General features: G+C 55.3%; 16 protein-coding genes. 7 read left to right on the forward strand and 9 right to left on the reverse strand.

The window, feature by feature from the left end; translation table 11 throughout:
* Nucleotides 1–134 precede the first annotated feature (134 nt).
* On the forward strand, nt 135–1,025 hold the full coding sequence (locus ACN0YD_RS09875) for a DMT family transporter (RefSeq protein WP_417319304.1): 891 nt from the start codon (nt 135–137) through the stop codon (nt 1,023–1,025).
* Between the two features lie 6 nt (nt 1,026–1,031).
* Here ACN0YD_RS09875 and ACN0YD_RS09880 read toward each other — a convergent pair whose 3' ends face one another.
* A complete protein-coding gene (locus ACN0YD_RS09880; RefSeq protein ID WP_417319306.1) occupies nt 1,032–2,615 on the reverse strand; it encodes a Rieske (2Fe-2S) protein in 1,584 nt (527 codons plus the stop codon).
* A gap of 239 nt (nt 2,616–2,854) precedes the next feature.
* On the opposite strand from ACN0YD_RS09880, the gene ACN0YD_RS09885 reads away from it, so the two are divergent.
* Nucleotides 2,855–3,499, forward strand: coding sequence for a helix-turn-helix transcriptional regulator (locus ACN0YD_RS09885; RefSeq protein ID WP_417319307.1), 645 nt, complete (start codon nt 2,855–2,857; stop codon nt 3,497–3,499).
* A 19-nt stretch (nt 3,500–3,518) separates the two neighbouring features.
* Here the strand turns inward: ACN0YD_RS09885 and ACN0YD_RS09890 are convergent, their stop codons facing one another.
* The 4 genes from ACN0YD_RS09890 to pdxH are packed head-to-tail and all read right to left on the reverse strand — an operon-like array spanning nt 3,519 to nt 6,183.
* The gene (locus ACN0YD_RS09890) at nt 3,519–4,265 is read right to left on the reverse strand and encodes an SDR family NAD(P)-dependent oxidoreductase (protein WP_417319309.1); all 747 of its coding nucleotides are present in this window, start codon (nt 4,263–4,265) and stop codon (nt 3,519–3,521) included.
* Between the two features lie 31 nt (nt 4,266–4,296).
* Nucleotides 4,297–4,653, reverse strand: coding sequence for an ArsC family reductase (locus tag ACN0YD_RS09895; RefSeq protein ID WP_417319311.1), 357 nt, complete (start codon nt 4,651–4,653; stop codon nt 4,297–4,299).
* Between the two features lie 19 nt (nt 4,654–4,672).
* Nucleotides 4,673–5,599, reverse strand: a complete 927-nt coding sequence (locus ACN0YD_RS09900) for a cation diffusion facilitator family transporter (RefSeq protein WP_417319313.1) — start codon at nt 5,597–5,599, stop codon at nt 4,673–4,675.
* 8 nt (nt 5,600–5,607) lie between these two features.
* Nucleotides 5,608–6,183, reverse strand: coding sequence for a pyridoxamine 5'-phosphate oxidase (gene pdxH, locus ACN0YD_RS09905; protein ID WP_417319315.1), 576 nt, complete (start codon nt 6,181–6,183; stop codon nt 5,608–5,610).
* Nucleotides 6,184–6,317: 134 nt separating this feature from the next.
* Between pdxH and ACN0YD_RS09910 the strand changes: the two genes are divergently transcribed.
* From ACN0YD_RS09910 to aroC, 5 genes are all read left to right on the forward strand, one after another.
* Nucleotides 6,318–6,794, forward strand: a complete 477-nt coding sequence (locus tag ACN0YD_RS09910) for an RT0821/Lpp0805 family surface protein (RefSeq protein ID WP_417319317.1) — start codon at nt 6,318–6,320, stop codon at nt 6,792–6,794.
* A gap of 49 nt (nt 6,795–6,843) precedes the next feature.
* Entirely contained in the window at nt 6,844–7,731 is an 888-nt protein-coding gene (locus ACN0YD_RS09915) for a DnaJ C-terminal domain-containing protein (protein WP_417319319.1), read from the forward strand.
* A gap of 59 nt (nt 7,732–7,790) precedes the next feature.
* Entirely contained in the window at nt 7,791–8,663 is an 873-nt protein-coding gene (locus ACN0YD_RS09920) for a YihY/virulence factor BrkB family protein (RefSeq protein WP_417319321.1), read from the forward strand.
* Between the two features lie 83 nt (nt 8,664–8,746).
* Complete coding sequence (gene fabI, locus ACN0YD_RS09925) at nt 8,747–9,565, forward strand: enoyl-ACP reductase FabI (RefSeq protein ID WP_417319323.1); 819 nt, start codon at nt 8,747–8,749, stop codon at nt 9,563–9,565.
* A 21-nt stretch (nt 9,566–9,586) separates the two neighbouring features.
* Nucleotides 9,587–10,660, forward strand: a complete 1,074-nt coding sequence (gene aroC, locus ACN0YD_RS09930) for a chorismate synthase (RefSeq protein ID WP_417319325.1) — start codon at nt 9,587–9,589, stop codon at nt 10,658–10,660.
* Nucleotides 10,661–10,886: 226 nt separating this feature from the next.
* Here the strand turns inward: aroC and ACN0YD_RS09935 are convergent, their stop codons facing one another.
* From ACN0YD_RS09935 to dxs, 4 genes are all read right to left on the reverse strand, one after another.
* Nucleotides 10,887–11,363, reverse strand: a complete 477-nt coding sequence (locus ACN0YD_RS09935) for a hypothetical protein (RefSeq protein WP_417319327.1) — start codon at nt 11,361–11,363, stop codon at nt 10,887–10,889.
* A 327-nt stretch (nt 11,364–11,690) separates the two neighbouring features.
* The gene (locus ACN0YD_RS09940) at nt 11,691–12,941 is read right to left on the reverse strand and encodes a class I SAM-dependent RNA methyltransferase (RefSeq protein ID WP_417319329.1); all 1,251 of its coding nucleotides are present in this window, start codon (nt 12,939–12,941) and stop codon (nt 11,691–11,693) included.
* Nucleotides 12,938–13,687, reverse strand: coding sequence for a TlyA family RNA methyltransferase (locus ACN0YD_RS09945; RefSeq protein WP_417319331.1), 750 nt, complete (start codon nt 13,685–13,687; stop codon nt 12,938–12,940). Before ACN0YD_RS09945 ends, ACN0YD_RS09940 begins: the two co-directional genes overlap by 4 nt.
* On the reverse strand, nt 13,668–15,608 hold the full coding sequence (gene dxs, locus ACN0YD_RS09950; RefSeq protein ID WP_417319333.1) for a 1-deoxy-D-xylulose-5-phosphate synthase: 1,941 nt from the start codon (nt 15,606–15,608) through the stop codon (nt 13,668–13,670). The genes ACN0YD_RS09945 and dxs overlap by 20 nt, the downstream gene beginning before the upstream one ends.
* Nucleotides 15,609–15,659 lie beyond the last annotated feature (51 nt).

The following is a 15,659-nucleotide window of genomic DNA, read 5'->3' on the forward strand; positions in this document are numbered from 1 at the left end:
GATAGCGAAAGATGGTTAAGAAATGACAAAGTAAAGACGGCATTTACGGGGAAAATGAAGCTGGCGTCAAATTTATCTTTTCCCCCGCCCCAAGTCATTATACAAATGTACAACTTTTAAATCAGGGCAGTTCAATGACACGTTCGCAGGCCAACCTTACCCTTACCCTCGCCGCTTTGATATGGGGCATTAGTTTTGCCTTCCAGAAACTGGCCATGGATCACATGGGGCCGTTCCTTTTCAACGGCCTGCGTTTTCTGATCGGCGGTTTGGTGCTGCTTCCGCTTGTCTATCTGATGCGTGAAAAACGCCGAAGCAGGAACCGGGGCGCCTCCCGCCACCTGTTCTGGGGATCGGCCATTGCCGGCATTGTCATGTATGCGGGCGCCGCTTTCCAGCAGATCGGCATCATACACACCACCGTCACCAATACAGGTTTTATCACAAGCCTTTATATGGTGCTGGTGCCGGTGCTGGGTATTTTTCTGGGACACAGATATGCCAGAGGTCTCTGGTTCGCCGTCCTGATCGCCTGCGCCGGGCTATATCTGATTACCGGTATGTATCGGGGCGCCTCGCTTAATTACGGAGATATCATGGTATTTGCCGGTGCTTTGTGCTGGGCAGTGCATGTGCTGGCCATAGATCATCTGACCAGCCGCCACGACCAGATCCTGATCGCTGTAATTCAGTTCCTGGTTTGCGCCCTGTTCAGTCTGGCAACGGCGCTGGCTGTGGGGGAGCAAATGCTGCCGGCAACTGCCGATGGCTGGACCTGGATCCTGCTGAGTGGTGTTTTATCAGTCGGCATTGGTTTTACCCTGCAAGTGGTCGGCCAGGCAGACGCCCCGCCAGCCCAGGCTGCCGTCATTCTAAACCTCGAAGCTGTCTTCGCCTCGGCCGCTGGCATTCTTTTGTTTAATGAAGTCCTGGGCATACCGGTATTGATGGGATGCCTTCTCTTGCTTGGCGGTTGCCTTCTGGCCCAGAAATACCCGCCTCTTCCGGCAGCCCACCGGGCCTGATCCTCTTTATTCCCTCGCGGTAAACGCCAGCGACTGGCGTGCCGCCCGCAAGCTGTGGCGGCGCCGCACCGGAATGGCGAGGAACCTGTTGAATGCGCCCAGCCCCTCCTCACGCCATGCTGCGCCCGGGAAGGCTCCCATTTCCGCCTCAAGGGCCATCAGAGTTTTCAGAATATGACAGGAAACAATTGGTTCTGGCACACCATGGTTGAGCAGGAAGTTGTGAGTGTCTTCTAGAAATATCTCGCCATCAAAAACTTTCCAGGGCTCAATGTCCAGATTCTGGTCGAGATAAGATACATTCCGCCCGGCAAAACAGGCCATCTGCAAAAGTCCCTGCGGCCAGAGGTCCGGCGTTTCCTCGCAGAGTTGCCGTACGGCATTGGAAAAAGTGATCCCGTGAGTGAAATCCAGCCAGTCCACATTGTCGGTGATTTTATTGTCCGTCCGGGCCGCCAGTGCCGTGTCAAAATGCAGCATATTACGGACAAGTATCTCGAACAATCGCTTAAATAGCTCCACCTCCGGCAGATCAGAAGAGGATACGGCGGCAAGTATTTTGTTCACTGGTTTGCCCCAAAGGCTATCCATATCGACCCTTTGGTCTCCGGTATTTCTCCAGTTCTCGAGGTTCCCGGCATAAGCGCGGAATTCAGGAACAAGGTCTTCCCGCCTCGCATAAACAAGGCTGCGGACCAAGGATTTCAGCACAGCTTCACGACAATTTCCACCGACCTGTTCCAGAAGCTGACCTGCTTTAACCACATAAATGACGCTGTGACCAAAATCATTATAATGGGCAAGCGCCGCCCGGGCCAAAACCGGCCTGAGTTCGGCATAGGTAGATCCCTGCTCCAAGGCACCGTTAATCAAGGCAATGGCTACTTCTTCATCCTCCACCTCAACCGCCTCGAGAAAATCCTGCTCATCAAAAGAGATGATTTTATCAGTGTAAGCAAACTCGCCATATCGCTGGCTGTCCCAGGCGAAATGGCTGACGGCTTCCAGCACTGTTACCAGTGCCGCATCGTCCCGGCCTTCTGCTTCATATCTTTCAGTGAGCGTAAGCCAGTCTGCCGCCGCCGCAAAGGCATGGGTCATGCCATACTCAAAATTGACGTAGCAACGACGGATCATTTCCCCCACTGCCTGGGCATAATTTCCGCCGGCAGCCTTGAAGCGTGCCAGTTCCCGGCCCATGCGATCATATTCATAACGATGAAAACAGGCATGAAGGTTATCAAGGGCTTCAGCCTGTGACTTACCGCGGTCAGGTTCAGCCAAGTTCACGAAGATACTCCCTGCCGCAAGTTTCACCGGATAGGATCGTAACTTGTCACCGCCAACAACCGTATCGCCACTATCAAGGTCAAATTTCCAGTTATGCCAGTTACAGGTCAGTGTGCAATCCTCTGAAAGAGTACCCTCTGAAAGCGGATACCCCTGATGGGGGCAGCGGTTATTGACGGCAAAATACCGTTCACCCCGCTTCAGGATCAAAATTTGTTTTCCCTCATGCCTGAAAACCAATCTCCTGGCTTTTTCCATCTCAGCGGTATGTCCCGCTTCAATCCAGCCTCCTCCTGTCATCCTTTGGTCCTTTTCAAACAGTGTTCAGATTATTTCTGATCCCAGGGCCCAACATCCCGGGGATTTCTTTTCGGAAAAAAACCGGTGATTTTTTTCAGAATTTCCTCCAGCCATCCGGCGGGGGCAGAGGCATTTGTTGCAGTCATATACATAGCTTTTCCTTTAATAAAGTTTTTTCTTTAATTAATAGCTATATCTTTTCCTTTACTTTGTAAAGTTTTTTCTTTATAAAATAAAATATGAGTAAGAAATCATTGAAAAGTAAAGAAAAAATTCTTTCCCTGCTAAAGGAAGAAGGCCCTCAGGAAGCTCCGCCCCTGGCTGAGAAGCTTGGCGTTACCGCGATGGCCGTGCGCCAGCATCTTTATGAACTTGAGGCAGACGGCATTGTCGAAACGGTCTGTTGTCCCCGCCCCAAAGGACGTCCCGGGAAAATCTGGCAACTTACTGAAAAATCTAACGAGCTCTTCCCGGACAGCCACTCGGAATTTGCCGTAGGCCTCATCCATTCCATAAGGGATACCTTCGGGGAAGAAGGCATGGAAAAGCTGCTTGACGTTCGCGCAGATGAACAGACCGCGCTCTACCAGAAGAAGCTTGCCACCAGTTCAGGCCTTTCCGACCGGCTTGAAAAGCTTGCCGCACTGCGCTCCCGGGAGGGATACATGGCCAATATCCTGCCCGGCAAAGAAAAGGGTGAATATCTTCTGGTGGAAAACCATTGTCCCGTCTGCGAGGCGGCCCGGGAATGCAGCGGCATCTGCGCCCGGGAACTGGATGTCTTCCGCAACGTGATGGGGAAGGATATCTCGGTGGAACGTACTGAACATATCCTCCAGGGCGCCCGCCGCTGCGCCTATATGGTCAAACAGAATAATAGCTGACCCTGGCGATCATAGGGCGCTAGACGTGCTGGCCGCCGTTGATATGGATTTCCGCGCCGGTGACATAGGTGGACGCATCCGTGCAGAGATAATAGATCGTCTTTGCCACTTCCTCCGGCTTGCCAAGACGACGCAGGGGAATATCCTTGACCATCTCCTGAGTGCCCGGCGACAGGATCGAGGTATCGATCTCCCCCGGGGCGATGGCATTGACCCGCACCCCGTGGGGTCCGAAATCCGCCGCCATTTCCCGGGTCAGCGCCGCAAGGGCGGCTTTTGACGTCCCGTAGGCCGATCCGGCAAAGGGATGGACGCGACTGCCGGCAATGGAAGTCACATTGACGATGGCGCCCTGTCCTGTCTTCAGTTCATCGAGAAGACCACGAGCCAGCACCACCGGGGCAAAGAAATTCACCTCGAATACCTGCCTCCAGTCCTCTTCCGGCGTATTCAGGGTATTAAGACGGCCTCCGTCTTCCTGTTTGGGAGAAATACCGGCATTATTCACCAAGGCATGTAGCGGCCCGCCACCGAGCCGTTTCTTAATTTCGTCCACCCCTTCGGCACGATTGTCTGGATCACCAAGGTCAATCTGCACGTGATCTTCCGGCCCGGCATCCCAGGGACAGTTTTCCGGGAACCCGTGGCGGGACAAGGTAATAACCCGCCAGCCTGCGCTGGAAAAACGCTTAACGGTGGCATGACCGATCCCCCGGCTTGCCCCGGTCAGCACAATGGTTCGGCGTTCATTGGCAATAATGCTCATCAGCAGTCCCTGTCGCTGTTTGCCGGCCGCTTCAGGCGGACAGCAGTGCCTCTAATTCTTCCTGGTCTTTTTTGGAAAACCCCACCCGACTTTCTGTTCCCAGGACAAACAGGGGTCTTTTTATCATGGCGGGCTGCTCTATCATAAGCCGGACGGCCTGTTCCCCGTCAACTGAATTTTTTATGTCGTCCGGCAGTTTGCGCCATGTGGTGCCGCGCCGGTTGAGCAAAACTTCCCAGCCCAGTTCCTTAACCCGATCCCGGAGCCAGCCTTCCTCGATGCCGTCCTTGCGGTAATCGTGGAAACAGTAATTCACACCCTTTTCGTCCAGCCACTTGAGGGCCTTTTTAATGGTATCACAGTTTTTGATGCCATAGACAGTAATCATTTTTTACTCCGGTATTCATCTATTCTGGAACTTCAAACTGCACATTTTCTTTCGAAACCACTTCCTCCGGGTCCATATGGATAATCAATTCCGCATCAGGAAAGGCTTTTTGCAGCTTATCCTCCACTTCATGGGAAATCCGGTGCGCCCGGCGCAGGGAAATGTCGCTGTCCAGTTCGATATGGAACTGGATAAAACTGTCCAGGCCGGAACGGCGGGTTTTCATGTCGTGAAGATTAATAACTTCCGGATGGGAACGAACGATTTCAATGATCTGCTCACGCTCCGCATCCTCCATTTCCCGGTCCATCAGCATATCGATGCTGCTTCGGGCAATCAGATAAACATTATAAAGCAGATAGAGCCCGATCCCCATACCGAACAACGGGTCTGCCATATACCACCCCAGATAACCGCCAAGGACCAGGGCAAAAAGCACCGCCAGGTTGAGCAAAAGGTCCCCTGCGTAATGCAAGCTGTCTGCAGAAATGGCCACAGAGTTTGTTTTGCGGACCACATATTTCTGGTAACTCACAAGCGCCAGCGTCAGAATGATGGAAATAACAATAACCACCATACCAATGTCAGTCTGCTGAATGGGTTGCGGCGTTATCAAATGCTTCACCGCCTCGACCAGAAGAAGGATCGCCGAAATGGTAATCACCATGGCCTGCATGAGCCCGGCAATCGCTTCTGCCTTGCCATGACCAAATCTATGTTCATCATCGGCAGGAATGACGGCAAAGCGCACAGCGACAAAATTCATGGCAGACGCCAGCATATCCATGAAACTATCGATCAGGGACCCCAGCAAGGCCACAGACCCACTCAGGTACCAGGCCCAGCCCTTGATCAGGATAAGCACTATCGCCACAAGCAGGGAAGCCGCGGCAGCCCGAACCATCAGTCCGGAATGATTTTTTCTAATCTCTCCTGCTTCAGCCATGCTCATCCTTAAGGATACAGTTTTTCCAACGTCCAGTCCCCCGTCCCTTCCCGGCGGTACTTGGACCGGTCATGCAGGCGGAACTTGCGTTCTTCCCAGAATTCAATGGCTTCCGGGCGAAGCCGGAAACCGGTCCAGTAGGGCGGCCGGGGAATATGCCCAACGGCATATTTGGCGGCATATTTGGCGATGGCGGCTTCGAATTCAAAACGCCCTTCCATGGGCCGGCTCTGTTTTGAGGCCCAGGCGCCGATGCGACTGTCCCGGGCCCGGCTGTCGAAATAAGCGTCGGCTTCCTCGTCACTGACCTGTTCCAGAGGGCCCTCTATCCTGACCTGCCGGGTGAGAGACTTCCAATGAAAACAGAGAGCGGCACGTGGATTGTCGATAATTTCCCGCCCCTTGCGGCTTTCCATATTGGTATAGAACACAAATCCGTCAGGCCCGTGCCCTTTCAGAAGCACCATACGAACCGAAGGATATCCGCGGCTGTCGGCGGTTGCCAGCGCAACCGCATCGGCAAGATCCTCGCTTTCACCGGCCCGGCAATACCATTCGGCAAACTTTTCAAATGGATCCTGCATTGTCTTATCGCCTTAAATTTGTCAAACTGCTTGTTATATTCATGTTACATTCAGATCACTGCATCTATATAATGCAGTGACAGGTTTTTGACAACGCCGTGACGCGTAATTAATTGAAGTATAAGAGGTTTAGCATGCAACTGAGCAAAGGCATAATGACCACCCTCCTCGCCGCCGGACTCGTTCTTTCCACGGCCGGATGTGAAAGCAAACAGCAAAGCGGCACGGCGATCGGGGCCGTTGTAGGCGGTCTTCTGGGCCACTCCGTCGGCGGAAGCGGCGGCGGCAAGGCCTTCGCCATTGCCGTGGGCGCCATGGCCGGCGCCGTAGTCGGCAGCTCCATCGGCAAAAGCCTTGACGAAGCGGACCGGCTGAAAATGCAAAAATCCGCCCAGTACGCCCTGGAAAGCGGCCCTTCAGGTGAGGCAGTTTCCTGGCACAATCCAGACAACGGCAACCATGGTTCCTTCACCCCGCAACCGGCCTATCAGCCGAAGCCGGAACAGTATTGCCGGGAGTATCAACAGACCATCACCGTCGGCGGCAAGACCGAAACAGCATACGGTACTGCCTGTCGTCAGCCAGATGGGACTTGGAAAATCACCAACTGATCACTAAATTAATGTCATAGTTGGATTTTAACGAGGACATTAATTAAAAATGAGAGATCCCTATACAATTCTGGGCCTGTCGAAAGGTGCCAGCGAGGCCGATATCAAAAAGGCCTACCGCAAGCTTGCCAAGGAGTTGCATCCGGATGCCAATGCCGGCAACGAAAAGATTGCGGAAAAATTCAAGGAAGTCTCTGCCGCCTATGCCCTGCTCAGCAACAAGGAGATGCGGGCACGATACGACCGTGGCGAAATTAATGCCGATGGATCGGAAAAAGGGTTTGCCGGCGCGGGCGCCGGCCGGGGCGGCGGATACAGCCCCTTCGGAGACAGTTTTGATCCGGAAGAGATTTTCGCCAGCTTCTTCGGCCGGGGCGGACCCGGCGCCCGTACCCGTGTCCAACGGGGTGCTGACAGAGTTTACCAGGTCAACATTGACTTTCTGGATGCAGTAAAGGGCAGCAAGCAACGGATCACTCTTTCCAGCGGCAAGACCCTCAATGTCTCGATCCCTGAAAATGTCCGGGACGGCCAGCAGATTCGTCTTAAAGGCCAGGGAGACGCAGGGGTCGGCGGCGGATCGGCCGGTGACGCCCTTGTGGAGATCCATATCAACTCTCATCCCTATTTCACCCAGGAAGGGAATAACATTCACCTGGACCTGCCCATTACCCTGCAGGAGGCGGTCCTGGGCGGAAAAGTGACCGTACCGACCATCGACGGCAATGTCTCCCTGCCCATTCCCAAAGGCTCGAGCTCCGGCAAAAAACTGCGCCTTAAAGGCAAGGGAGCAAAAGATCCCAAGAGCGGTACAGTTGGGGATCAATATGTGCGGCTGATGATTACCCTGCCCGAAAAACCCGATGAAGCTTTGGAAAAAGCCATTGAAAAATGGTCCAAAGGCAAGGATTATGATGTCAGGGGAAAACTGAAGTAGTCCATTAAGGACATTGATCTTTCGGCCGGGACATGTTGGAAAAAATAAAAACTATATTTATGCCGTTAAAACCGGCCTATGACCGCATTAGCTTTCTGGTGGAAGCCGTCGTCAAGTTCAACCGGCACGATGGTATGGTGATGGCGGGTTATCTTGCCTTCCTCACCCTTCTGGCCCTGTTTCCCTTCATTATCTTTCTGGTATCCCTGGCCGGCATGTTCGGCCAGAGTGATGCCGGAACAAGCGCACTTGAGCTGATGTATGAACATATGCCCGAGGATGTGGTCAAGGTTCTGAAAAACCCGATCGAGAAAATGGTCAGCCATTCCAGCGGCGGGATCATGACCTTCAGCATTGTCGGCGCCGTCTGGGTCTGTTCCTCGGCCATCGATGCCGCCCGCCTGGCCGTCGTCCGGGCCTACGACCGGGTATCGCGCCGCCCCTATCTGCGCCGCCGCGCCGAGGGGCTGATCCTGGTTATCCTGTCCGCCAGCAGCATTATTGTCGGCATGTCCGTTCTGGTGCTCGGCCCCGTGGCCTGGAATATCCTGATCAGCTATATCCCGGTGGAAACCGACTGGAAACTTGTCTGGAACGTGGTGCGCTTTTCCTTAAGCTTCGGCCTCATTTTCGCAGCGCTGTGCCTCAGTTATTTTGTCCTGCGGCCCCGGTTTCTGAAAATTCCCGCTCCCATAGCGCCCGGCGCCCTCGTCGCCCTGATGTTATGGATGGGGATCGGCAGTTCTTTTTCCCTTTACCTGAAACATTTTACCAAGTATGACGTGACCTACGGCAGCCTTGCCGGGGCTATTATCGCCCTGATGTTTTTCTTTTTCATCAGCGCCGCCTTCATTCTTGGTGCAGAGATCAATTCCACACTCTACCAACGCCAGGTTAAAAAAATTGAAGAGGACAGCGACGCGGATAGCTGAAAAAACGGCAGCCGCAAAGCTGATTGCAAAACCCTGCCCGATGTGTAGGATGGCACAAGTCAGTAATATATTGAGGATGTATCATGACTGAATATAAAGGTCTTCTGTCTGGAAAAAAAGGGCTGATCATGGGCGTGGCCAATAACCGGTCCATCGCCTGGGGCATTGCCAGCAAGGCGCATGAACAGGGGGCCGAGCTCGCCTTCACCTATCAGGGCGAAGCCTTGGAAAAACGCGTCCGCCCGCTGGCGGAAAGTGTGGGTTCAGATATCATCCTGCCCTGTGACGTGACAGATGAGGCTTCCATTGACGAGGTTTTCAAAACACTCGAGAAAAAATGGGGCAAGCTGGATTTCCTTGTCCATGCCATCGCCTATTCCGACAAGGAAGAGCTGACCGGCCGCTATGTGGACACCAGCCGGGAAAACTTTACCCGCAGTCTGGATATTTCCTGCTACAGCTTCACCGCCGTTGCCCAACGGGCTGAAAAAATGATGAACGATGGCGGCAGCATGGTAACCCTCAGCTATTACGGTGCGGAAAAAGTCCTGCCCCATTATAACGTTATGGGTGTGGCCAAGGCCGCCCTGGAAGCCAGCGTGCGCTATATGGCCCGCGACCTGGGCCCGAAAAATATCCGGGTCAACAGCATTTCCGCCGGACCGATCAAGACGCTGGCCGCTTCCGGAATCGGCGATTTCCGCTTTATCCTCAAATGGAACGAATATAACAGCCCCATGGGCCGCAACGTGACCATCGAGGAAGTGGGCAACTCCGGCCTTTACCTGCTCAGCGACCTGTCCAGCGGTGTGACCGGGGAAAACCTGCATGTGGACAGCGGTTATCACGTCATGGGTATGAAACGGGAAGACGCGCCTGCCCTGACCCTCGACAAGGACTGACCCTTACCTTAAGGAACCGATATGTCAGACAATACATTCGGCCATATGTTCCGGGTAACCACCTGGGGAGAAAGCCACGGTCCGGCCATCGGCTGTGTCGTGGACGGCATACCACCGCGCCTGTCCATCACCGAAGAGGAAATCCAGAAGTATCTGGACAAGCGCAAACCAGGCCAGAACCGCTTTACCACCCAGCGCAAGGAACCTGACGAGGTCAAAATCCTGTCCGGCGTGTTCGAGGGCCTGACCACAGGCACCCCCATCTGTCTGATGATTGAAAATACCGACCAGCGGTCGAAAGACTATGGCGACATCAAGGATAAATTCCGTCCCGGTCACGCCGATTATACCTATATGGAAAAATACGGCATCCGCGATTACCGTGGCGGCGGGCGGTCATCTGCCCGGGAAACGGCGAGCCGTGTTGCCGCAGGCGCCCTCGCCCGCAAGGTGCTGGGCATCGGCATTCAAATCAAAGGCGCCCTCGTGCAGATCGGCGAGCATAAAGTGAACCGGGACAACTGGGACTGGGACCAGGTCGATCAAAACCCCTTCTGGTGCCCCGATGCGGAGATGGTGCCGGTCTGGGAAAAATATCTGGACGGCATCCGCAAGAACGGAAGCTCCATCGGTGCGGTGATCGAAGTCCGCGCCATGGGTGTTCCCGCCGGGCTCGGCGCCCCGGTGTATGGCAAGCTGGACAGTGATCTCGCTGCCGCCATGATGACCATCAATGCGGCCAAGGGCGTGGAAATCGGCGAAGGCATGAACGCGGCCCGGCTCACCGGGGAACTAAACGCCGATGAAATGTATATGGACGAAGACGGCAACCCCGGCTTCAGCAGCAATCACGCGGGCGGCATCCTCGGCGGTATTTCCAACGGTGACGAAATTATCGTGCGTTTTTCCGTCAAACCGACCAGTTCCATCCTGACCCCGCGCAAGACGGTGGATATCCACGGTGAGGAAACGGAAATTGTCACCAAGGGCCGTCACGACCCCTGCGTCGGCATCCGCGCCGTGCCGGTGGGAGAAGCCATGATGGCCTGCGTGCTGGCCGATCACCTGATGCGCCACCGGGCGCAATGCGGGTAAATCAGTTCACCGTCACTCCTGCGAAGGCAGGAGTCCATAGCTCGGCTTGACATATCTCCCGGACGTCTCAATGGACCCCGGCTTTCGCCGTGGTGACGGTAAAAGGTGCAAACGTCATTCCCGCGCAGGCGGGAATCCAGACAATGGTTGACACAGGATTCTTTTATATGGACTGGACCCCCGCCTGCGCGGGGGTGACGAATGGGGATATGGGTATGACGGAAACTTACCGGATACTGTCGATATAGCCCAGAACCGCCTGGATGCGGTGCAGGTCTTCCAGTTCCGCACGGCTGGCGCCCTGGCGCAGGGCTTCATCCTGCTTGCCTTCCCACAGGGCGATGAAATCCTTTTTCTCGCTGCTGGCGGTGCTACCGCCTTCGTCGGCATTCACTTCCGGCTGGAAGCTTAAGGTAACGTGATCCTCAAAAGTAATCACACCGGCCCCATAAAGGGTGCGGCTTAACTCGATAATTTCAAGGGGGCTTGCGTTGCGGGGATCAATGCGGCTCGCCACATCCTGCCAGACAGGCGAAACAGAGACCACATCCTGTGGCATACGGCTGTCACGGCTTTCCGGCGCAGCCTCCCGGGGGCGGGAGCTGCGGTCGATAACTTCCTGCGCCCCGGAAAGCTCAACAGTCACATTTCCGGAAGTCAGGCTTTCGTCAGCCAGTTTATAAGCCACATTATCAAGTTTCATTTCAAATACTCTCATCACAAGGGTTCTGCCTGTTTGTTACGCAACAACCATGCCAAACTACCCCTCTGTCAGAAAGTGGCAGAAAACCGGGATTGAATACTAACATACTGTTAATATTGTATTTTTAAGGAAGCCTTAACCATGCGCTCCGGTATTTTCTGCCTTGCTACCCGGAAATATATTCCGGTCAACGTGAACCGCTTCTGAACGGCCCGTCTCTGCTAATTATGTTAGAACATAACAGCGATATATGGCTAAATTAGGATGTAATCAAGAATATTCCGCCCAATTTGTGAACAAATGCGGCCAGCTGTCGGAAAAAAGCGGTCAACGGGTGAAAACGGACACTACTTCAAGATGACTGGACCAGAGGAACTGGTCTACCGGTGTCACCGGCCCCATACTATAGCCCCCGTCCACCAGGGTGCGGGCATCGCGGGCGAAGGTCGCCGGATTGCAACTGACCATGACGATCGTGGGCACGGTTGAGGATGCAAGCTCCACCATCTGTTCCCTTGCGCCGGCCCGGGGCGGATCAATCACCGCCACATCATAGCCTTCGAGCTCATGGACGAGAAACGGCCGAATGAACAGGTCCCGGACCTCGGCGGAAAAGGGCCGCGTTGGCGGGGAAATATGAATGGATTTCTGCAGGGCATCGACCATTTCCCCATTGCCTTCCAGGGCATGCACCGCCATTTTTTCCAGCGCCGGAACGGAAAAGGTGCCGACACCTGCAAAAATATCGACCAGTTTGCCGCCTTCCTTCAGGTGGGGCAGCATGCGGGAGGTCAGTGCCGTCTCCCCTTCTTTGGTGGCCTGCAGGAAAGTACCCGGCGGGATGAATATTTTCCGGCCCCCAAAAGTCACCCAGGGCTGCTTACGCTCTGTCAGCATTTCTGCCGAGGGCTTTTTCAGGGACATGTCCTTCCAGCTCATACGGGCAATATCGTGACTGTCGGCAAAGGCGGCCACATCCATACGCAGGTCGAGCGAGGGATCGCCCTTGCTTTCCAGCAGGATATCGAGACCGTTTTCGGCCGCCGTGATCTCCACGGCCATTTTCTGGCGCAAATCCATCACCTGCCCCAGAAAGTCCCTCAGGGCGGGCAACAGGGCGACAATTTCCTCTTTAAGCACCGGGCATTCCTTCAGGTCAATCAGGTTATGACTGCCCCGTTCTGAAAAGCCCAGCACCGCCTGCCCCTTGCCGCGACCGATGGCATTGAGGCGAGTACGCCGGCGACTGCCCGGCGGACTGGTGACCGGCGGGAGAACATCTACATCCCCAAAACCTCTGTGCGACAGGGCGTTAATCACCTGCGCGCGCTTCCAGTCGGCATAAAAACCAGATTTCACATGCTGAAGTGCACAACCACCGCAACGGGTAAAATGGCCGCAGGCGGGCTTCTGGCGGTGTTCCGAGGGCTCAAGTATTTCGCTGATCCGGGCCTGTTTGCCCTTGAGTTTCACCTCCAGCTCATCGCCCGGCACGGAAAAGGGGATATAGACTTCCGCTCCCGCCGGACCGGCGATGCCGTCGCCCCTGGCGCCCAGTGTATGAATATCCACCTTCATGAACTCTCCCCGTCATAGCGGGCGGCAATCAGGAACTCGATATTGCCTTCCGGGCCCTTGATCGGGCTTTCGGTGATGCCGAGCACCGTCCAGCCGGGAAGTTCTTTCAGCCAGTTCTCGATTTTGTCACAGACTTCTTTATGCAGTTCCGGTTCGCGCACCACGCCGCCCTTGCCGACCCGGCCCTTGCCAACCTCGAACTGGGGTTTGATCAGGGCAATGAGATGGCCCCCCGGCACCGCCAGCTTCAAGGCGGCAGGCAGAACCGTCTCGAGCCCGATGAAGCTCGCATCACAGACAATCAATTCAACGGGATCAGGGATTTGTTCCCGGGTCAAATACCGGGCGTTGGTTTTCTCGAGCACCACCACCCGGTCGTCATTCCTGAGCTTCCAGGCGAGCTGGCCGTGCCCCACATCCACGGCATAAACCTTTTCCGCGCCATTCGCCAGACAGACATCGGTAAAGCCGCCGGTGGACGCCCCCACATCAACAACGGTTTTTCCTTCCGGGGAAATGTTGAACTCTTCCAGCCCCTTGACCAGTTTCAGACCGCCGCGGCTGACCCAGGGGTGTTCCTTACCGCGTACTTCGAGCGGTTTATCCTCGGCAATCTGCTGTCCGGGTTTGGAGATTTTTTCTTCACCGCTGTAGACATTGCCGGCCATGACATAGGCCTGGGCGCGGGACCGGCTTTCCGCCAGCCCCCGGTCCACAAGCAGCTGATCAACGCGCTTCTTTGGCATTTTCCAGGCTGGCTGCCTCTCCGGTATCGTTGCGGCGCAGGGCCTTCAGGACCATAGCCACAATATCAGGCGCAAGCAGGTGGGCTTCTTCATACATTTTTTCCGGGGCATCCTGGTCCTGGAAGATATCCGGCAGCTTCATGGTCCGCACCTTGAGACCGCTTTCCATCAGCCCTTCATTGCTGAGCCAGTCCAGGACATGACTGCCGAAACCGCCGATGGCGCCTTCCTCGATGGTAACCAGAACCTCATGGTTCAGCGCCAGGTCGCGGATCATGTCATAGTCCAGCGGCTTGGCGAAACGGGCGTCTGCCACCGTGGTGCTGAGGCCTTTGGCCGCCAGTTCGTCAGCGGCCTTTTTGGCTTCCTCGAGACGCGTGCCCAGGGACAGGATCGCCACCTGCTTGCCTTCTCGAATGACGCGGCCCTTGCCGATCTCCAGCACCCGGCCTTCTTTTGGCAGTTCCACGCCCACACCTTCACCGCGCGGATAACGCACGGCAGACGGACAGGCATCCAGAGACGCCGAGGTGGCAATCATATGCACAAGCTCCGCCTCGTCCGCCGCAGCCATCACCACCATGTTGGGCAAAGACGCAAGATAGGTCACATCGAAACTTCCGGCGTGTGTCGGACCGTCTGCGCCCACCAGACCGGCCCGGTCAATGGCGAAACGCACCGGCAGGTTCTGCACTGCCACATCGTGGACTACCTGATCGTAGGCCCGCTGAAGGAAGGTGGAATATATAGTACAGAAGGGTTTGTAGCCCTCGGCCGCAAGCCCGGCGGCAAAGGTTACGGCATGCTGTTCGGCAATGCCCACATCGAAGCAGCGATCAGGGAATTCAGCGGCAAATTTATCCAGTCCTGTCCCGGACGGCATGGCCGCATTGATGGCAACAATCTTGTCATCCTTTTTGGCTTCCGCGATCAAGGCCTTGGCAAACACGCTGGTGTAGCTCGGAGCTTTCGGTGTGCCTTTGGCCTGGGCCCCGGTGACCACGTTGAATTTGGACACACCGTGATATTTGTCGGCGGACTCTTCCGCCGGCCCGTAGCCTTTGCCCTTCTGGGTCACCACATGAATCAGGAAGGGACCATTATCCGCATCCCGGACATTTTCCAGTACCGGCAACAGATGCTCCAGATTGTGTCCGTCGATGGGTCCCACATAGTAGAATCCCAACTCCTCGAACAGGGTTCCGCCGGTGGCCATGCCCCTTGCATATTCCTCTGCCTTGCGAGCGGTATTAGTGATTGGCTTGGGAAATTTGCGCATGATCTGCTTGGCAATATCCCGGAGACCCAGGAAAGACCGGGAAGACAACAGTCGGGCCAGATAGGCGCTCATGGCCCCGGTCGGCGGGGCAATGGACATGTCATTGTCGTTCAGGATCACGATCAGTTTGGAATGCAGCGCACCGGCGTTATTCATGGCTTCATAGGCCATACCGGCGCTCATGGCGCCGTCGCCAATGACTGCGATCACATTTTCATGGCTGCCGCGCAGATCCCGGGCCATGGCCATGCCGAGCCCGGCCGAGATAGAGGTAGAACTGTGTCCTGCCCCGAAGGGATCATATTTGCTTTCCTTGCGCTTGGTAAAACCTGCAAGTCCTCCGCCCTTGCGGATCGTGTCCATGCGATCACGCCGGCCGGTCAGGATTTTATGGGGATAACACTGATGTCCCACATCCCAGATCAGTTTGTCATCGGGGGTGTTAAAAACATAATGCAGGGCCACGGTCAGCTCAACCACACCGAGCCCGGCGCCCAGATGACCACCCGTACGTGAGACGGAATCGATCATGTCCGCCCGGACCTCATCGGCCAATTGCTTCAATTGCTCAGGCGCAAGTTTTTTCAAGTCGGCTGGATCGTTGATCTGATCCAGAAGTTCAGTAACCGGTTTGCTAGACAAAATACCCTACTCTTCCCACGTCCGTGTCCTCACGGATCTATCTATCTTTAA

The organism is Emcibacter sp., from assembly GCF_048269205.1.
Lineage (GTDB): Bacteria > Pseudomonadota > Alphaproteobacteria > Sphingomonadales > Emcibacteraceae > Emcibacter.